We start from the raw sequence: 18,032 nt of genomic DNA, 5'->3' as shown, positions 1-18,032 counted from the left end.
GAACAAACCGCGTGCGATTATTTGCCCAATTAAGCTGGTACTTTCGTCGGGAGTGGCAACGCTATCTCGGCGCCGTATTCCTGCTTATTATCATTGCCATTTTGCAGCTGATCCCGCCGAAAGTGGTGGGATATGTCGTGGATGGCGTCACCGAACAGCATTACACCACCGCACGGGTGTTGATGTGGGTCGGCACGCTGGTGCTGACGGCCGTCATTGTTTATCTGCTGCGCTACGTCTGGCGCGTGCTGCTGTTTGGCGCGTCCTATCAGCTGGCCGTTGAGCTGCGTGAGGATTTTTACCGCCAGCTGAGCCGGCAGCATCCCGAATTTTATCTGCGCCATCGCACCGGGGATCTTATCGCGCGCGCCACTAACGACGTCGATCGCGTGGTCTTTGCCGCCGGGGAAGGGGTGCTGACGCTGGTGGACTCGCTGGTGATGGGCTGCGCGGTGCTGATCGTCATGTCCACGCAGATCAGCTGGCAGTTGACCCTGCTTGCCTTGCTGCCGATGCCGCTGATGGCGCTGGCGATCAATCGCTACGGCGAACAGCTGCACGAGCGCTTTAAGCTGGCGCAGGCGGCGTTTTCTTCCCTGAACGACCGCACGCAGGAGAGCATGACCAGCATCCGTATGATTAAAGCGTTTGGCCTGGAAGACCGACAATCCGCACTGTTTGCGGCCGATGCCGCGGACACGGGAGCGAAGAACATGCGCGTCGCGCGTATTGACGCTCGTTTTGACCCGACGATTTATATCGCGATTGGCATGGCAAACCTGCTGGCGATTGGCGGCGGAAGCTGGATGGTGGTGCAGGGCGCGTTGACCCTGGGGCAACTGACCAGCTTTGCGATGTATCTGGGGCTTATGATCTGGCCGATGCTGGCGCTGGCCTGGATGTTTAACATCGTGGAGCGCGGCAGCGCCGCCTATAGCCGCATTCGCGCCATGCTGGCCGAAGCGCCGGTGGTCAATGACGGGAGCGAAGCGGTACCGGAAGGGCGCGGCGTCATGAAAGTCGACGTCCGTCAGTTTGTCTATCCGCAAACGGAACATCCGGTACTGGAGAACGTCAGCTTTACGCTTCAGCCAGGCCAGATGCTCGGCATCTGCGGCCCGACGGGTGCCGGCAAAAGTACCGTGCTTTCGCTGCTCCAGCGCCACTTTGACGTCACGCAGGGCGATATTCGCTTCCATGATATTCCCCTGACCCGGCTGGTACTGGATGAGTGGCGAGGCCGTCTGGCGGTGGTGAGCCAGACGCCGTTTCTGTTTTCGGACACCGTGGCGAACAACATTGCCCTCGGACGTCCGTCGGCAACGCAGGAAGAGATAGAGCATGTGGCGCGGTTAGCCAGCGTACATGATGATATTTTGCGCCTGCCGCAGGGCTACGATACGGAAGTCGGGGAGCGGGGCGTCATGCTGTCCGGCGGGCAAAAACAGCGTATCTCCATTGCCCGCGCGCTGTTGCTCAATGCTGAAATCCTGATCCTGGACGATGCGCTTTCCGCCGTGGATGGCCGTACCGAGCACCAGATCCTGCATAACCTGCGCCAGTGGGGCGACGGACGCACGGTGATTATCAGCGCCCATCGTTTGTCAGCGCTTACCGAAGCCAGCGAAATACTGGTATTGCAGCACGGGCACGTTGCCCAGCGCGGGCAGCATGAAACGCTTGCGGAGCAGCCGGGATGGTATCGCGATATGTATCGCTATCAGCAGCTTGAAGCGGCGCTGGACGATGCGCCGGAACACGCAGAGGAGGCCACCCATGCGTAAGCTCGGAACGATGTGGCCGACGCTTAAGCGTCTGCTGGCCTACGGCTCGCCGTGGCGTAAACCGCTCTCCGTGGCCGTGCTTTTACTCTGGATTGCGGCGATTGCCGAGGTGAGCGGCCCGCTTCTCATCAGCTACTTCATCGACAATATGGTCGCTAAAAGCTACCTGCCGCTGGGGCTGGTGGCGGGCTTAGGCGTGGCCTACGTTGGGTTGCAGCTGACGGCGGCAGGGCTGCACTATGCCCAGTCTCTGCTGTTCAACCGTGCAGCCGTGGGCGTCGTGCAGCAGCTGCGTACGGACGTGATGGACGCCGCGCTTCGCCAGCCGCTCAGCGAGTTTGATACTCAGCCGGTCGGGCAGGTGATTTCGCGGGTGACCAACGATACGGAGGTGATCCGCGATCTGTACGTCACCGTGGTGGCAACTGTGTTACGCAGCGCAGCGCTGATTGGCGCGATGCTGGTGGCAATGTTCAGCCTCGACTGGCGCATGGCGCTGGTGGCAATCACTATCTTCCCGGCGGTGCTGATCGTGATGGTTATCTATCAACGCTACAGCACGCCGATTGTCCGTCGGGTGCGCACCTATCTTGCCGACATTAATGATGGCTTCAACGAAGTGATCAACGGCATGAGCGTTATCCAGCAGTTCCGCCAGCAGGCGCGTTTTGGCGAGCGGATGGGCGAAGCCAGCCGTTCGCACTACATGGCGCGCATGCAGACCCTGCGGCTTGATGGGTTCCTGTTACGCCCGCTGCTGAGCCTCTTCTCCGCGCTGGTGCTTTGCGGGCTGCTGATGCTCTTTGGCCTGACCACACGAGGAACCATTGAGGTTGGCGTTTTATACGCCTTCATCAGCTACCTTGGCCGCCTTAACGAACCCCTGATTGAGCTGACGACACAGCAGTCGATGCTCCAGCAGGCCGTGGTGGCTGGGGAGCGCGTGTTCGAGCTGATGGACAGGCCGCGTCAGACCTACGGCGACGACGAGCGTCCTCTGCAAAGCGGGGCCATTGCCTTTGATAACGTCTCGTTTGCCTATCGCGACGACCAGCTGGTGCTGCAGGACATCACGCTTGATGTTCCTTCACGCGGGTTCGTGGCGCTGGTGGGGCATACCGGCAGCGGTAAGAGCACGCTCGCCAGCCTGTTAATGGGGTATTACCCGGTCAGCCGGGGTGAAATCCGCCTCGACGGACGCCCGCTCGCGGCTCTCAGCCACGGTGTGTTACGCAAAGGCGTTGCGATGGTGCAGCAGGATCCGGTCGTACTGGCCGATACCTTCTACGCCAACGTGACCCTGGGGCGAGACTACTCTCAGGAGCAGGTCTGGGACGTGCTGGAGAAAGTGCAGCTGGCAGCGCTGGCACGCGGGTTTAGCGACGGGATCAATACGAAACTGGGCGAGCAGGGGAACAATCTCTCCGTTGGTCAAAAACAGCTCCTGGCGCTGGCGCGGGTGCTCATTGAAACGCCGCAGATACTGATTCTGGATGAAGCCACGGCCAGCATTGACTCCGGCACCGAGCAGGCCATCCAGCAGGCGCTGGCCGCCGTACGCGACCATACGACGCTGGTGGTGATTGCTCACCGACTTTCGACCATCGTTGACGCGGACACCATTCTGGTGCTGCATCGCGGACAGGCCGTTGAGCGCGGTACGCACCGTGAACTGCTGGAAGCAAAAGGGCGCTACTGGCAGATGTATCAGCTGCAGCTGGCGGGCGAAGAGCTGGCCGCCAGCGTGCGCGATGAAGAGTCGCTTAGCGCCTGATGCACTAAAATGAGGCGACGCGCTAACAGTCATTCCTGTTGGTGCAAAACTGAAACGCACCCTGCACCGGCATGGTGCGTTTTTTTTCACCGGTGCGTTTAGCAGGCGCGCGTAACGCTCATCGCACCGCTATTCCTCCTGGTTTTCATTTCTGGCACACCCCTTGCAATACCTTCTGCGTTAGCTGCGGCCATTACCGAATTCTGACTGGAGGGGATCTATGAAGCTGGTTACGGTTGTAATCAAACCATTCAAACTCGAAGACGTGCGTGAAGCGCTCTCTTCAATGGGTATTCAGGGACTGACTGTCACCGAAGTGAAAGGCTTTGGTCGTCAGAAGGGTCATGCCGAGCTTTATCGCGGGGCGGAATACAGCGTTAACTTTCTGCCAAAAGTAAAAATTGATGTCGCGATTGCTGACGATCAGCTTGATGAAGTCATTGATGTCATTAGCAAAGCGGCCTACACCGGCAAAATTGGCGACGGCAAAATTTTCGTTGCCGAACTGCAGCGCGTCATTCGCATCCGTACCGGCGAATCTGACGAAGCGGCACTGTAATTAACGCCTGGCACACAGTGATAGGGATCGAGAAAATGAAGATAGCAACACTTAAAACGGGTCTGGGTTCGCTGGCACTGCTGCCGGGCCTGGCGCTGGCTGCTGCACCTGCTGTGGCAGACAAAGCCGATAACGCCTTTATGATGATCAGCACCGCGCTGGTGCTGTTCATGTCCATTCCGGGCATTGCGCTGTTCTACGGCGGCCTGATCCGCGGCAAAAACGTTCTCTCCATGCTGACGCAGGTTGCCGTAACGTTCGCGCTGGTCTGCGTGCTGTGGGTGGTTTACGGCTACTCGCTGGCGTTCGGCACGGGCAACGCGTTCTTTGGTAACTTCGACTGGGTGATGCTGAAAAATATTGAGCTGACCGCGCTAATGGGCAGCTTCTACCAGTATATTCACGTTGCTTTCCAGGGCTCGTTCGCCTGTATTACCGTCGGGCTGATTGTGGGCGCGCTCGCCGAACGTATTCGTTTCTCAGCGGTCCTGATTTTCGTGGTGGTCTGGCTGACGCTCTCCTATGTGCCGATTGCGCATATGGTCTGGGGTGGCGGTCTGCTGGCAACGCACGGCGCGCTGGACTTCGCGGGCGGTACCGTTGTACACATTAACGCCGCGGTAGCGGGTCTGGTTGGCGCATACCTGATTGGCAAACGCGTGGGCTTCGGTAAAGAAGCATTCAAACCGCACAACCTGCCGATGGTCTTTACCGGTACCGCGATCCTTTACTTTGGCTGGTTTGGCTTCAATGCCGGCTCAGCAAGTGCCGCAAACGAAATCGCCGCGCTGGCCTTCGTGAACACCGTTGTGGCCACGGCGGGTGCAATCCTCTCCTGGGTCTTTGGCGAGTGGGCGGTGCGCGGTAAACCTTCTCTGCTGGGTGCCTGTTCGGGGGCGATTGCCGGTCTGGTCGGTATCACTCCAGCGTGTGGTTATGTTGGTGTGGGTGGCGCGCTGCTGGTCGGCCTGGTGTCGGGTCTGGCGGGTCTGTGGGGCGTGACGGCGCTGAAGCGTATTCTGCGCGTTGATGACCCTTGCGATGTGTTTGGCGTGCACGGCGTGTGCGGCATCGTCGGCTGTATCATGACCGGTATCTTCGCAGCGAAATCGCTGGGTGGCGTGGGCTACGCAGAAGGCGTCACCATGGCCCATCAGGTGCTGGTGCAGCTGGAAAGTATTGCTGTCACCGTGGTGTGGTCTGCCGTTGTCGCTTTCATTGGCTACAAACTGGCGGATATGACGGTTGGGCTGCGCGTACCGGAAGAGCAGGAACGCGAAGGTCTGGACGTCAACAGCCACGGCGAGAATGCGTATAACGCCTAAGGTAAAAGCAAAACGGCAACCTTTGGTTGCCGTTTTTAGTGTTTGTTCCCTCTCCCCGTGGGAGAGGGTCAGGGTGAGGGCATCAGGCCGCACCAGGTAAAAGCAAAACGGCAACCTATGGTTGCCGTTTTTAGTGTGTATTCCCTCTCCCCGTGGGAGAGGGCCAGGGTGAGGGTAACATCAACCTCGATTACGCATCACCCCTTCCTGCACCGTCGAGGCGACCAGCACGCCATCCTGCGTATAAAACTCCCCACGAACAAAGCCGCGAGCGCTTGATGCCGACGTACTCTCCACGCTGTAGAGCAGCCACTCGTTCATGTTGAACGGACGGTGGAACCACATGGAGTGGTCGATCGTCGCGACCTGCATCCCTTTTTCGAGAAACCCGACGCCGTGCGGCTGCAGCGCCACCGGCAGGAAGTTGAAATCTGACGCATAGCCCAGCAGATACTGATGCACGTGGAAGTCCTCAGACACCGTACCGTTAGCCCGGATCCAGACCTGGCGCTTCGGTTCCGCGGTATGGCCTTTCATCGGGTTGTGGAACTCGACGGGGCGGATCTCAAGCGGCTTATCGCAGAGAAACTTCTCTTTGACCTGCGGCGGAAGCAGATGCGCCAGCGCACGGGCGATATCGGTCTCTGATTTGAGCTCGTCTGGCGACGGCGCCGGGGGCATCACTTTCTGGTGCTCGTAGCCGGGTTCTGGTGCCTGAAAAGAGGCCGTCATGTAAAAGATCGGCTTACCGTTCTGGATAGCCGCGACGCGGCGCGCGCTGAAGCTGTTGCCATCTCTCAGGACTTCAACGTCATAGACGATCGGTTTTGCGCTGTCGCCGGGGCGTAAGAAGTAGCTGTGGAATGAGTGCACCAGACGGTCTGCCGGGACAGTCTCCTTTGCTGCGTACAGCGCTTGTCCAACGACTTGCCCGCCGAAGACCTGGCGTAAGCCTAAATCTTCGCTCTGTCCGCGAAAGAGTCCTTCCTCAATTTTTTCCAGATTCAATAATGTCAGCAGATTGTTCAGTGCCTGACTCATAATTGTCCTCAATAAACGCCGTAGCGAAAGATAGGCAGAGTATAACGCAGAAATGAAAGTGGTCCGATGGGTAGAATAATCTGAATATCGGGACGATTTCAGGCATTAATCAGTGATTTGTGCCACACTTGTATACGTTATGTGATTGAAACGACATCGGATGGGATCGATCCCGCTGGTGCATTGATGATAAGGAGACTTCAATGAAACTCGTGCCCATGCTAAGTGGTGTAGCTATTGCGGTGGCGTTGTCCGCCTGTGCCGGTAAGAGCGCCCAGGTGCCTGTACCAGCAGCCGATCCGAACGGGATTAATACCCTTTCACAGCAATCCATTCAGCAGCCTAACGTTTCCGGTACCATCTGGATTAAACAGAAAGTCGCGTTACCGCCGGATGCGGTATTAACGGTGACGCTGTCTGATGCTTCCCTGGCCGACGCGCCATCGAAGGTTGTGGCCCAGCGCGCCGTCCGTACTGAAGGTAAGCAGGCGCCGTTTAGCTTCGTATTGCCGTATAACCCATCGGACGTGCAGCCTAATGCCCGCATCCTGCTGAGTGCAGCGGTAACGATCAACGGTAAGCTGGTGTTTATCACCGATACGGTCCAGGAAGCGATCAATAACGGTGGGACAAAAGTCGACCTGAACCTGGTCCCTGTGCAGCAGACCGAAGTACCGGTCGCGCCGCAGACCAATCAGCCGTCCCTGCCAACCCCACCGACTCAGATGTAATGATTGTGTTTCCCCTCTCCTCCGGGAGAGGGGGATCAATACACCCAGCGGTACTTCTGCAAATCGATTTGCCCTGACCCTGATACCTGCACCCCTTCTGAAAGTAACGCCTGACGCTGACGCTGGAGATCCGGTCCGGTGAGCGAGATGGCGCCATGTCGATTCACCACCCGATGCCAGGGCAACGTGCTTCCTTCCGGTAGCCGTTTCAAAACGCCGCCGACCTGTCGCGCCGCGCGCGGGGAACCGGCCAGGCGTGCGACATCACCATAGGTAGTGACATAGCCTTCCGGGATTGAAGCCACGATTTGCCATACGCGCTGTGGAAAGGAGTCGTGCTCGTCCATACCTTCACCTGTGGGGATGTTCTGGAGAGCCATGGTAAACGAAGACCGTGATGATTGCTGCGCCTGTTTGCGCAAGAAACCAGCATCCGGTTCCTGGTAGCTTGCAATTGGTCGTTAGCACAGGGATAATGCGCCAGCGCGTTGGTTATCAACGCTCTCAATGGGGGCTCTGTTGGTTCTCCCGCAACGCTACTCTGTTCACCAGGTCAGGTCCGGAAGGAAGCAGCCAGGGCAGACGACGTGTGTGCCGGGATGTAGCTGGCAGGGCCCCCACCCATTTCTGGACTCGTACCTTCTTCCCTGTTTTTTACCTTTCCTTTAGCGTTTATTCCACAATAAGATTAAGCTTATATCGTGTAATATATATTTCATCGCTTTGAAATATTACTGTCATAAACCTGTAATAATAGACTGGCATTTTATATTCGGATGTCTATTTTCTACCATAATTCAAAAAAATATATATCTGGATAACATTGTTAACTTCGTGTATTAAATAAAGTACTTATTCCGAAGGGAAGTGACAAACATGGCTACAGCGGTATTAAACGTTAAGATCGATGACGCGCTAAAAGAAAGGCTTCGCCACTATGCGGAAGACAATAACGAGAATTTAAGCGTGACGACAGAGAAACTGCTGCTGCTGGCGTTTGAAGCAGTAGAAGAGGCGGGAGTATCGGAAGAGGATATTGATAATCAGCATACGGAAGAAGAGAGCATTTCTCCTTTTACTCCTAAAGAAATCAAAGCTCTACGTAAACTTCTGAAGAAGAGAAAATGAAACAACAACTGTCAACTGCCAGCGACTACAAAGAAGCCTGCGATCTGTTGCGTTCAGGCTACGTGAAGCATGTACGTCTTGGCTGGAATGTCGGAAGTGATGAGTTCTTTCGTATTGCGTCTGACTGGTGTGATACCGGCGCAAAAATAAAGAAAGATGGTGAAAACTTTGTTATTTCACTAAAAGGTTTTCCTATTCCTGCTCAGCATTAACTTCTGAACGGTGAAAACTGCTGACTGCCTCCGTGACAGTCAGCAGTTTTTATTTTTTATGATCGGCTTCAAACTTTTCAATATTAAATCACGCTGCGTTTTATCGATGGCATGTTTTTATTCAGAGCAAGCCATAGCGGTTTGATCCTCAGCAGCGCCTGCTCAAGCTCTGTCGGTTCGAGCGAGAAGGGCATCCGTAAATAGCGGTCAAACGCGCCAGATAAACCAAACCGCGTCCCGGTCCCCAGATTGATCCCCAGAATCTCAGCCCGCGCGGCAAGCTGAGTCGCCAGCATGCCCGGGAGTTCTATCCAGTAAGAGAGCCCGCCCTCCGCTTCATGGAATGTCCACTCAGGGAAATGTTCGCGCAACAATTCACCGCACCGATCGCGTCGTTCAGCCAGCATTTTCCGGCGCGCGGGCAGAAACGTCTCGCTGTTATTCATGAGCCACAGCATCGCCAGCTGTTCCAGCAGCGGAGACCCTAAATCCAGGGTATCCCGCGTCTGGGCGAGCGTGGCGATAGTACGCGAGGAGGCGCGGATCCAGCCGAGACGCAGCCCTCCCCAAAAGCTTTTTCCCGCAGAGCCTAACGTAATGACGGTGGCCTGTGGGTTGAAGGAGGCCAGCGGCGGCGGCGGAGGCGAGTCAAACCAGAGATCCACCATCGTCTCATCCACCACCAGCGCCGTACGGGTTTGCGCAGCAATATCGGTGATGGCCTGACGGGTCGCGATATCCATGCATCTCCCGGTCGGGTTATGAAAATCTGGCATCAGATACGCCAGCCGCGGTGCGGTCTGGGCAAGCGTTGCCGCGAAGCCGTCTGTATCCCAGCCGGTCTCCGGCAGCGACACCCCCACGGGCCTACACTGCGCCCCCTGAATGGCGGCAATCGCCAGCGGGTAGGTGGGATGGTCAACTACGACGCGATCCCCCGGCCCGGTCATCATCCGCAGCACCAGCGCAAAGCCGCTGACGGCGCCATTAACCACCATCACTTCCTCTGCGCGGGTGGGAAGACCGCGCGCGGTATAGCGCGCAGCGATGGCCTCCCGCAGCGCCGGCAGCCCAAGCTGATCGTAGCCCGTCAGCGAAAGGTGCTGCGTAATGGCGGTGAGCGCATGGGTATACGCCTGGTGGATCTCCGGCCCGGCATTCAGTGCTGCTGTGGAGAGATCCAGCGCGGCACTCGCTGCTGAAAGGGTGGGAACGGCGCGCGTATCCGGGAGGATCACGCGCGACCCGCTGCCGTGACGGCTTTCAAGATAACCTTCTTCGCGCAGATGGGCGAGGGCGCTGCTGACGGTGGTTCGGCTTACGTCCAGCGCAGAGGCCAACTCACGCTCGCCCGGCAGCCGCGTATTGAGCGCCAGCCGACCATCAAGGATTAACAGACGCAATGCATCGGCCAGCTGACGCCAGAGCGGAGTGCGGGACGAGGTTTGCTGCCAGTGGCCTAAAAGGCGTATCAAAGACTGGCTTCCGAAGCGGCGTGATGACATATGCAGTCCACTATTTGAAAACTGGACATTAATCATAGTGCCATTTTAGGTCAGGATGAAAGCCTGGTTCACTGGAGAAGATAAAAATGGTGCGTCGTCTGCTACAACTTTATGTCGGTTTAGGGCTGTATGGCCTTTCCACCGCGATGTTTATTCGTTCCGATTTGGGCGTCGATCCGTGGGATGTGTTTCATCTTGGGGTAGGGATGCAGCTGGGGATGAGCATCGGGACGGTGATCATTTTAGTCGGCGCTGCGGTACTGCTGCTGTGGATCCCACTGCGTCAGATGCCGGGGCTGGGCACCATCAGCAACGTGATTTGTATCGGTCTGGCGGCGGACGCCAGCATGGCGCTTATCCCTGAACTGAGTTCCTTGCCACTTCGCATCACGCTGTTGGTCGGGGGTATTGTGATGAACGCGATTGCGACCAGTATGTACATCGGTGCCGGTTTCGGGCCCGGCCCGCGCGACGGCCTGATGACCGGCATTCATGCCCGACTGGGATGGTCCATTCGCAGCGTGCGTACCTCAATTGAGGTGTCCGTCCTGCTGATTGGGTGCGTGCTTGGCGGCACGTTTGGGGTGGGGACCGTATTGTATGCCCTGACCATTGGCCCGCTTATCCAGCTCTGTCTGCCCTGGTTCCGCCAGAAGCCGCGCATTGCGGAAATTCCTCAGCCAGAGCGGGTTGTTTAATTTTGCGAAGCGCTCACATGTTTTAACGGCATCGCTGTGCCAGAATAGGCATCCCGAAATACGCGATGCCAGAATGCATGAAAGCTATCACTCTCTATGATGTCGCCCTCCTTGCGGGGGTTTCTTATCAGACCGTCTCCCGCGTCATTAACGACGCGGAACATGTGTCTGCCCGCACGCGGGAAAAGGTGCAGCAGGCGATGGCGGAACTGCACTACGTTCCTAACCTTCGCGCGCAGCAGCTGGCGGGCAAACGCACCCGAACGCTGGGGCTCATCACCACCGATCTGGCCCTGCACGCGCCTTCGCAAATTGTCTCAGCGGTAAAAACGCGTGCGGCCGAAAAGGGGGCGAGCGTCCTCATTTCCATGGTGGAGCAGCCGCAACAGTGTCAGGCCGCACTTCAGGCGCTGCTGGCGCAGCGCGTGGAAGCCCTGCTGGTGAATGTTCCGCTTGACGATGAACATGCCGAACAGCTCAGGGCCCTGGCGTCGCCTGTCCCGGTGCTGTTCCTTGATGTATCGCCCTCCGCGCAGGTAAATAGCCTGGTGTTTAACGCTGAACAGGGTGCGCGTCTGGGCATTGAGCATCTGCTTTCGCTGGGGCATCAGCGCATTGCCCTGCTGAGCGGGCCGGAAAGCTCGGTTTCTGCGCGGGCGCGTCTGGCGGGTTGGAAAGCCGCCCTGGCACGCGCAGGTCTTGACGCCGCTGCGGTTGCCTTCGGTGACTGGAGCGCGGCCTGCGGATATGAGAAGGGGCATCTGCTGCTGTCTGGGGCGGTATTACCGGATGCGATTCTGGTGGCGAACGATCAAATGGCGCTTGGGGTGATGCGCGCCTGTGCGGAAAAAGGGATAGCGGTTCCGGGCCAGATTTCCGTGGTCGGGTTCGACGATACGGCTGACAGCGCCTGGTTCTCCCCGCCGCTGACGACCATTCGTCAGGCCTTTCGCGACGCGGGGGAACGCAGCGTGGAGTGGCTGCTGGCGCCCACCGGGGACGACGCGTGCTGGCAGGTTCAGCTGCCGGTTACGCTGGTTACCCGTCATTCCAGCGCGCGCCATGCTCCCCGGCAGGCCGAACGAGAGGATCTGGCGCGGCAGCTCAGAAGCCTGGCGCTGATGGCCGAGCAGCTTGCCCGCAAATAGGACTTTTGTGATCTGACTCGCTACCCCGCGATCGAACGCTTTACCGTCGCCGATCGCCAGGGCATGTTACCCAAAATTGTGAGCGCTTCGCAAAGAGGTTGATATGTCCAATACCCCATCGCTGACCCTCAGCGCCATCCTGGCCCGACGAGACTGGGAAAATCCGGGGGTTACCCAGTGGAACCGCCTGGCCGCACACGCGCCGTTACACAGCTGGCGTAATGAACAATCCGCCCGGGACGACGCCGGATCCGTCAGCAGGCATAGTCTTAACGGGGTGTGGCGATTCAGTTTTTTTGCGGCACCCGAGCAGGTTCCTCAGGTATGGGTAGCCGAAGATTGTGCAGATGCCGTTGCGATGCCCGTGCCGTCTAACTGGCAGATGCAGGGGTTCGATACGCCCATCTACACCAATGTGACCTATCCCATACCCGTTAACCCGCCTTTTGTGCCGCAAGAAAACCCCACCGGCTGTTACTCGCTCACATTTGACGTAGAGGACGCTTGGTTACAGAGCGGGCAAACCCGCATTATCTTTGACGGCGTGAACTCGGCGTTTCATCTGTGGTGCAACGGAGAGTGGATAGGCTATTCCCAGGACAGTCGGCTGCCCGCCGAATTTGACCTCTCGGCGGCATTGCGTCCCGGTCAGAACCGCCTGGCGGTCATGGTATTGCGCTGGTGCGACGGCAGCTATCTGGAAGATCAGGACATGTGGCGCATGAGCGGCATTTTCCGCGATGTGACGCTGCTGCATAAACCCGAGATGCAGATTGCCGATTATCACGTCGTGACAGACCTGAATGCGGAGCTGGACCGCGCGGCGCTGAAGGTCGACGTCGCCCTGCAGGGTTCGCAATTTTCAGCGTGTGAAGTGGCCTTAACCCTGTGGCGCAAGGGAGAGAAATGCGCCAGCGTATCCCGGCGTCCGGGGTCGGCCATTGTTGACGAACGCGGCAGCTGGGCCGAGCGCTTAACGGTAACGATCCCCGTTGAGGCCCCTGCGCTCTGGAGCGCGGAAACGCCGGAGCTGTATCGCCTGACGATTGTGCTGCTTAACCCGCAGGGGGAAGTGCTGGAGATTGAGGCGTGCGACGTTGGCTTCCGCCGCGTTGAAATCAGCAACGGCCTGCTGAAGCTTAACGGTAAACCGCTGCTGATCCGCGGGGTTAACCGGCACGAGCATCATCCGGAAAACGGCCAGGTGATGGACGAAGCGACAATGCGTCGCGATATTGAAATCATGAAGCAGCACAACTTCAACGCCGTGCGCTGTTCGCACTACCCGAACCATCCGCTGTGGTACCGGCTTTGCGATCGCTACGGGCTGTACGTCGTTGACGAGGCCAATATCGAAACCCACGGCATGGTGCCGATGAGCCGCCTTGCTGACGATCCGCGCTGGCTGCCCGCCATGAGCGAGCGCGTGACCCGCATGGTGCAGCGCGATCGTAACCACCCCTCAATTATCATCTGGTCCCTGGGCAATGAGTCTGGCCACGGCGCAAACCACGATGCATTGTACCGCTGGGTGAAGTCCACCGATCCGACGCGCCCGGTGCAATACGAAGGCGGTGGGGCGAATACGGCGGCGACCGACATCGTCTGCCCGATGTACGCCCGTGTCGACCAGGATCAGCCTTTTCCGGCGGTACCGAAATGGTCAATCAAGAAGTGGATCGGCATGCCGGACGAAGCGCGTCCGCTGATCCTCTGCGAATACGCTCACGCGATGGGTAACAGCTTCGGTGGGTTCGAGAAATACTGGCAGGCGTTTCGCAGCCATCCTCGCCTGCAGGGAGGGTTTGTCTGGGACTGGGTCGATCAGGCGTTGACGAAGAAAGACGAAAATGGCAACGCGTTCTGGGCCTACGGCGGGGATTTTGGCGACAAACCGAACGATCGGCAGTTCTGCCTCAATGGCCTGGTCTTCCCCGATCGCACGCCGCACCCGGCGCTGTACGAAGCGCAACGCGCGCAGCAGTTTTTTACCTTTACGCGGGTGAGCACGTCTCCGCTGGTGATAGAGGTACAAAGCGGCTACCTGTTCCGCCGCACCGATAACGAAGTGCTGAGATGGACGGTTGCCCGCGACGGAGAAGTTCTGGCTGCAGGCGAGGTGACGCTCGCGATGGCGCCGGAAGGCACTCAGCGCCTGGAGATTGCCCTGCCAGAGATGACGGCCGAACCGGGAGAGGTCTGGCTGAACGTTGAAGTCCGCCAGCCGCGGGCAACGCCGTGGTCACCGGCTAACCATCGCTGCGCGTGGGAGCAGTGGCCGCTTCCGGCTCCGCTCTTTACTACGCCGCCAGCGCCTGCGGGCGAGCCGCCGGTTTTGACGCAAAACGAGCGCATGCTGGAGGTCACGCATCGTCAACAGCGCTGGCAGTTCGATCGCACCACGGGCAACCTGACGCAATGGTGGCGCGAGGGGGGTGAAACATTGCTCGCACCGGTGACGGATAACGTGAGCCGCGCACCGCTGGACAACGACATTGGCGTGAGTGAAGCGACGCAAATCGATCCGAACGCGTGGGTTGAGCGCTGGAAAGCGGCGGGCATGTACGATTTCACCTCGCGACTTTTGCACTGTGAGGCAGAGCAGCACGCGGGCGAGGTGGTGGTGACCACCCTGCACGTCGGGGAGTATCACGGCAAAGCGCTGTTCCTGAGCCGCAAAACCTGGCGGGTGGACGACCAGGGAAGGCTGCACGGTGATATTCAGGTTGATGTTGCGTCTGATATTCCGGAACCCGCGCGCGTAGGCCTGAGCGTTCATCTTGCCGAAACGCCGGAAAACGTTCACTGGCTGGGGCTGGGGCCGCATGAAAACTACCCTGACAGAAAGCTGGCGGCAGAGCAGGGGCGCTGGACATTGCCTCTGGAGGCCATGCATACGCCGTATATCTTCCCGACGGAAAATGGTTTGCGCTGCGATACCCGGGAACTCGTGCTGGGTGCGCATCAGCTGAATGGCGCGTTCCATTTCTCGGTGAGCCGCTACGGCCAGCAGCAGCTGCGTGAGACAAGCCATCATCATCTGTTGCAGGAAGAGCCGGGATGTTGGCTCTGCCTCGATGCGTTCCATATGGGCGTGGGCGGCGACGACTCCTGGAGCCCCAGCGTCTCGCCGGAATTTATCCTCCAGCAACGCCAGCTTCGTTATACCTTCAGCTGGCAGCAGCGCCTTAACTGACCATTGAGATGCGGCCACACGGGTGGCCGCATGCTTACGCCAGAATTCCGCTCAGGCCATGCAGGCTCATGTAAATCCCTACCATGATAATCAGCGCCGCTGAGATCCACGGCGCTTTGCGGGAAAATTCGCTAAACCCGGGCCAGCGTTTTGTCGCATGTTTGAGGCTTAAGGCGGCAATCGCGCCGGAAGCGACCAGGGTAATCGCCAGACCAATACTGAAGCTGAACACCAGCGTCGCGCCAAGGGCAAAATGCTTAAGCTGCAGGCAGATGAGCAGTACGGTGATGGACGCCGGGCAGGGAATAAGCCCGCCGGTCAGGCCAAACATCGCGATCTGTCCGGTGGTGACGTTTTGACCGTTGAAACGCCGGTTAATATCCTGCGCGTGCGCGCGCTGGTGGGCGTCCTGCCACTCCTCTTCAACCAGCAGGTGGCCGTGATGATGGTCGTGGTCATGATGATGATCGTGATAGTGATCATGATGATGATCGTGCGGCTGGCTCTCTTTCCAGGTGCGCCACGCCATCCACAAGGCGATCAGGACGATCAAGACTCCCGAGATCAGCTGAAACCACGGTTCTGAGGTATGCGCATCCCAGCTCCGACCAAACCATAATCCTGCCATGGCAATGATCCAGACCACCGCCGTATGGGAAAGCGTTGCCGCCAGACCGAGCAGTACCGCCTGTTTCAGCGTGCCGCGGATGGCCACAATAAAGGCGGCCATCATCGTTTTTGAGTGGCCCGGCTCCAGGCCATGTAATGCACCGAGCAGAATAGCGCTGGGGACAAACAGCCAGGCATTACCCTGCTGCAGGAGTGAAGCAAAATCGTTCATGGGAAATTCCGGAGTGGAAAGCGTGCCCTGATACTACTCCCCCCCAGTAGATTAATACTACCCCCCAGTAGAAAAATACTCAGGGGGAGTAGAGCGTGATATGCTTTCAAAGCCAAAAAGAGAGGGATGCAGAGATGTCACATACCGTTCGCGACAAGAAAATGTTATTGACTCGCCTGAAGAAAATTCAGGGGCAGAGTAACGCTCTGGAGAAAATGCTGAATAGCGATCACGAATGCGCCGAGGTGTTACAGCAGCTGGCGGCGATCCGCGGGGCGGTCAACGGCATGATGATGCAGGTGATCGAAGGGCATTTAACCGATCACGTAGTGAAAGAGCCTGAAGAAGCGCAGCGTGAAGCCGATCTTGGCGTAGTGCTGCAGGTGATCAAATCCTATCTTAAGTAGAGTGCGTTTCGAGGTTATTTTCGGCCCAAAGAATAAATTCCGTTTTGGGCAGCGCTTTGCTGTAGTACCACCCCTGCCCATACTGTACGCCGTGCCGGTGCAGCCAGGCGAGCTGCCCTGCGGTCTCGACACCCTCGGCCACCATCGCCAGCTTCAGCGACTTCGCCATTTCAATAATGTGCGGCGTCACGTTTTTATACTCCAGCGCGTCCACGAACGATTTATCAATTTTGAGCGTGTCGACATCCAGGTCCTGCAGATAGCTCAGGCTGGAATAGCCCGTGCCAAAATCATCAATATAGACAGGGTGACCCGCACGACGGAATGCGGCGATAGCCGGTGCGCTAATCTGGGGATCGGCAAAGCCGCGTTCGGTTAACTCAAGGGCGATCTGTTTGGGATGGACTTTCCACTTATTCAGCAACTGGCTCAGCAGAGCCGGCAGCGTGCCGGAGGTTAAATCGGCGGGCGCGAGGTTAATGGAGATGTGCTGATCGTCGTGAAGGTGCAGCCAGCTGCCCATATCTTCAAACACTTTTTCGATGACTAACTGCGTCAGCTGCGAGATGAGCCCCGTTTGCTCTGCAAGCGGCACAAAGATGTCAGGCGAAAGGCTGCTTCCGTCTGGCTGTGGCCAGCGCGTCAGCGCCTCTGCGCCCACAATTTTTCCGCTACACAGCGCCACGATGGGCTGATAGTGAACCACAAAATCGCGGCTGTTAATGGCGTCAAGCAGGCGATTGCGAGGCGACTGGATGCGGCGCAGGATCCGCAGGACAAAGAGCGCGGCAAGCAGGCTCATCAGGATGCCAAAGGGCAGCCATAGCAGCAGCTGCCGGTGCCAGGTTTCAGCCAGCGGCTTGAGCGTTGCCCATGTCACGACGGTAAAACCCAGCTCAGGGACGGGCTTCATGACGTACATTGAGCCGTTATACTGGACGCTTCTCACTTCATGACCCTCGATCGTGTCACGGATATGCGGATCGAGTTTATTGCTGCTGGCGAATATGCGGTGGGTTGTACTTCCTACCAGGGCGGCGTCAATCGCTATCTCACCGAAAGGGATCACATCCACCAGTGAGGCTGGATCGACCATGACAAGATAATGACCTTTTCCCAGCACGGCCATGTAGCGGTTAAACCCAAGATCGTTTTGCGTGGTCAGCCATGCGCTGTAGCCATCTTCAGTAATGCGCATCGGCGGCGGGAAAGGGGACGCATGGCTGGTTTGCTCCAGGGAGGAGCAGAGCGGCTTAAGGTTATCGATATAAATCACTTCCTGGACATATCGCCACGAGAAAGCGACGCGGCGCATCTCTCTTAACTGCAGAGGGCTACACGGCACGCCCTCAAAGGCCTCCAGGTGATTGAGCGCTTCTTTTGCCTGCTCCACGACCCTGTCGGTTCGTACCAGCACGCGTGAGGCATAGTTATCCAGCGCATCGACAAATTTATCTTCCGCCTGACGATGGGCCAGCCAGATGCTAAGGCAAATGGGGACCAGCACGGAAAAGATAAGTACGCCAGTCACCAGACTGACCAGATGTCGAGTTTTCATGCTGTCGTTTCCTTCCTCGTATACCCGTTCCTGGGCACTGAGTTCCCTGCCTGAAGAGAAAGATTTTACCGCGAAATGATATAGTTATAGCACGTGGTTGGCCTGGCTATCATTTTATCTCAGGC

The 18,032-nt window shown here is 57.9% G+C and carries 15 protein-coding genes, 1 other RNA gene and 1 pseudogene; 12 read left to right on the top strand and 5 right to left on the bottom strand.

Annotation, left to right across the window (positions count from 1 at the left end; genetic code table 11):
- Positions 1–11: 11 nt before the first annotated feature.
- From ABR39_RS12955 to amtB, 4 genes are all read left to right on the top strand, one after another.
- The gene (locus ABR39_RS12955; RefSeq protein WP_047347268.1) at positions 12–1,784 is read left to right on the top strand and encodes a SmdA family multidrug ABC transporter permease/ATP-binding protein; all 1,773 of its coding nucleotides are present in this window, start codon (positions 12–14) and stop codon (positions 1,782–1,784) included.
- Entirely contained in the window at positions 1,777–3,558 is a 1,782-nt protein-coding gene (locus ABR39_RS12950; protein WP_047347267.1) for a SmdB family multidrug efflux ABC transporter permease/ATP-binding protein, read from the top strand. The genes ABR39_RS12955 and ABR39_RS12950 overlap by 8 nt, the downstream gene beginning before the upstream one ends.
- 220 nt (positions 3,559–3,778) lie before the next feature.
- Entirely contained in the window at positions 3,779–4,117 is a 339-nt protein-coding gene (gene glnK / locus ABR39_RS12945; RefSeq protein ID WP_008503304.1) for a P-II family nitrogen regulator, read from the top strand.
- A gap of 35 nt (positions 4,118–4,152) precedes the next feature.
- A complete protein-coding gene (gene amtB / locus ABR39_RS12940; RefSeq protein ID WP_047347266.1) occupies positions 4,153–5,442 on the top strand; it encodes an ammonium transporter AmtB in 1,290 nt (429 codons plus the stop codon).
- A 180-nt stretch (positions 5,443–5,622) separates the two neighbouring features.
- Here the strand turns inward: amtB and tesB are convergent, their stop codons facing one another.
- Complete coding sequence (gene tesB / locus ABR39_RS12935) at positions 5,623–6,483, bottom strand: acyl-CoA thioesterase II (RefSeq protein ID WP_047347265.1); 861 nt, start codon at positions 6,481–6,483, stop codon at positions 5,623–5,625.
- 203 nt (positions 6,484–6,686) lie between these two features.
- Between tesB and ABR39_RS12930 the strand changes: the two genes are divergently transcribed.
- Entirely contained in the window at positions 6,687–7,214 is a 528-nt protein-coding gene (locus ABR39_RS12930) for a YbaY family lipoprotein (RefSeq protein WP_029741632.1), read from the top strand.
- 35 nt (positions 7,215–7,249) lie between these two features.
- Here ABR39_RS12930 and ABR39_RS12925 read toward each other — a convergent pair.
- Positions 7,250–7,647, bottom strand: a pseudogene (locus ABR39_RS12925) (MGMT family protein).
- 84 nt (positions 7,648–7,731) lie between these two features.
- Here ABR39_RS12925 and ffs point away from each other — a divergent pair.
- The 3 genes from ffs to ABR39_RS12915 all read left to right on the top strand — a co-directional run bounded on the left by ffs (position 7,732) and on the right by ABR39_RS12915 (position 8,554).
- Positions 7,732–7,828: signal recognition particle sRNA small type (gene ffs / locus ABR39_RS24405), an RNA gene on the top strand.
- Positions 7,829–8,090: 262 nt separating this feature from the next.
- Complete coding sequence (locus ABR39_RS12920) at positions 8,091–8,342, top strand: hypothetical protein (RefSeq protein ID WP_047347264.1); 252 nt, start codon at positions 8,091–8,093, stop codon at positions 8,340–8,342.
- Positions 8,339–8,554, top strand: a complete 216-nt coding sequence (locus ABR39_RS12915) for a hypothetical protein (RefSeq protein ID WP_008503298.1) — start codon at positions 8,339–8,341, stop codon at positions 8,552–8,554. Before ABR39_RS12920 ends, ABR39_RS12915 begins: the two co-directional genes overlap by 4 nt.
- A gap of 83 nt (positions 8,555–8,637) precedes the next feature.
- On the opposite strand, the gene ABR39_RS12910 is transcribed toward ABR39_RS12915, so the two are convergent.
- The gene (locus ABR39_RS12910; protein WP_047347263.1) at positions 8,638–10,059 is read right to left on the bottom strand and encodes a PLP-dependent aminotransferase family protein; all 1,422 of its coding nucleotides are present in this window, start codon (positions 10,057–10,059) and stop codon (positions 8,638–8,640) included.
- Between the two features lie 86 nt (positions 10,060–10,145).
- Between ABR39_RS12910 and ABR39_RS12905 the strand changes: the two genes are divergently transcribed.
- The 3 genes from ABR39_RS12905 to ABR39_RS12895 all read left to right on the top strand — a co-directional run bounded on the left by ABR39_RS12905 (position 10,146) and on the right by ABR39_RS12895 (position 15,101).
- Positions 10,146–10,757 carry a YczE/YyaS/YitT family protein gene (locus ABR39_RS12905; protein ID WP_047347262.1) on the top strand — a complete coding sequence of 204 codons (612 nt, stop codon included), beginning with the start codon at positions 10,146–10,148 and terminating at the stop codon, positions 10,755–10,757.
- A 77-nt stretch (positions 10,758–10,834) separates the two neighbouring features.
- Complete coding sequence (locus tag ABR39_RS12900; RefSeq protein ID WP_047347392.1) at positions 10,835–11,905, top strand: LacI family DNA-binding transcriptional regulator; 1,071 nt, start codon at positions 10,835–10,837, stop codon at positions 11,903–11,905.
- Between the two features lie 103 nt (positions 11,906–12,008).
- Entirely contained in the window at positions 12,009–15,101 is a 3,093-nt protein-coding gene (locus ABR39_RS12895) for a beta-galactosidase (protein ID WP_047347261.1), read from the top strand.
- 34 nt (positions 15,102–15,135) lie between these two features.
- On the opposite strand, the gene ABR39_RS12890 is transcribed toward ABR39_RS12895, so the two are convergent.
- Entirely contained in the window at positions 15,136–15,942 is an 807-nt protein-coding gene (locus tag ABR39_RS12890) for a nickel/cobalt efflux protein RcnA (RefSeq protein WP_047347260.1), read from the bottom strand.
- 134 nt (positions 15,943–16,076) lie between these two features.
- On the opposite strand from ABR39_RS12890, the gene ABR39_RS12885 reads away from it, so the two are divergent.
- Positions 16,077–16,349: a metal/formaldehyde-sensitive transcriptional repressor gene (locus ABR39_RS12885; RefSeq protein ID WP_024906840.1), complete on the top strand. Its 273-nt coding sequence runs from the start codon at positions 16,077–16,079 to the stop codon at positions 16,347–16,349.
- Here the strand turns inward: ABR39_RS12885 and ABR39_RS12880 are convergent.
- Positions 16,342–17,907, bottom strand: a complete 1,566-nt coding sequence (locus ABR39_RS12880; RefSeq protein ID WP_047347259.1) for an EAL domain-containing protein — start codon at positions 17,905–17,907, stop codon at positions 16,342–16,344. The two genes, ABR39_RS12885 and ABR39_RS12880, sit on opposite strands and share 8 nt — an antisense overlap.
- Positions 17,908–18,032 lie beyond the last annotated feature (125 nt).

It is taken from the genome of Enterobacter genomosp. O (genome assembly GCF_001022965.1).
In the GTDB taxonomy this organism is placed as follows: Bacteria; Pseudomonadota; Gammaproteobacteria; order Enterobacterales; family Enterobacteriaceae; genus Enterobacter; species Enterobacter cloacae_L.
This window is presented reverse-complemented; position numbering and strand designations above follow the sequence as displayed.

Excerpts from the sequence above, each read along its gene's own strand:
- amtB (WP_047347266.1), top strand. The coding sequence starts at position 4,153 with ATGAAGATAGCAACACTTAAAACGGGTCTGGGTTCGCTGGCACTGCTG.
- glnK (WP_008503304.1), top strand. The coding sequence starts at position 3,779 with ATGAAGCTGGTTACGGTTGTAATCAAACCATTCAAACTCGAAGACGTG.
- ABR39_RS12895 (WP_047347261.1), top strand. The coding sequence starts at position 12,009 with ATGTCCAATACCCCATCGCTGACCCTCAGCGCCATCCTGGCCCGACGA.
- ABR39_RS12950 (WP_047347267.1), top strand. The coding sequence starts at position 1,777 with ATGCGTAAGCTCGGAACGATGTGGCCGACGCTTAAGCGTCTGCTGGCC.
- ABR39_RS12890 (WP_047347260.1), bottom strand. The coding sequence starts at position 15,942 with ATGAACGATTTTGCTTCACTCCTGCAGCAGGGTAATGCCTGGCTGTTT.
- tesB (WP_047347265.1), bottom strand. The coding sequence starts at position 6,483 with ATGAGTCAGGCACTGAACAATCTGCTGACATTATTGAATCTGGAAAAA.
- ABR39_RS12880 (WP_047347259.1), bottom strand. The coding sequence starts at position 17,907 with ATGAAAACTCGACATCTGGTCAGTCTGGTGACTGGCGTACTTATCTTT.
- ABR39_RS12900 (WP_047347392.1), top strand. The coding sequence starts at position 10,835 with ATGAAAGCTATCACTCTCTATGATGTCGCCCTCCTTGCGGGGGTTTCT.
- ABR39_RS12885 (WP_024906840.1), top strand. The coding sequence starts at position 16,077 with ATGTCACATACCGTTCGCGACAAGAAAATGTTATTGACTCGCCTGAAG.
- ABR39_RS12910 (WP_047347263.1), bottom strand. The coding sequence starts at position 10,059 with ATGTCATCACGCCGCTTCGGAAGCCAGTCTTTGATACGCCTTTTAGGC.
- ABR39_RS12930 (WP_029741632.1), top strand. The coding sequence starts at position 6,687 with ATGAAACTCGTGCCCATGCTAAGTGGTGTAGCTATTGCGGTGGCGTTG.
- ABR39_RS12915 (WP_008503298.1), top strand. The coding sequence starts at position 8,339 with ATGAAACAACAACTGTCAACTGCCAGCGACTACAAAGAAGCCTGCGAT.
- ABR39_RS12905 (WP_047347262.1), top strand. The coding sequence starts at position 10,146 with ATGGTGCGTCGTCTGCTACAACTTTATGTCGGTTTAGGGCTGTATGGC.
- ABR39_RS12920 (WP_047347264.1), top strand. The coding sequence starts at position 8,091 with ATGGCTACAGCGGTATTAAACGTTAAGATCGATGACGCGCTAAAAGAA.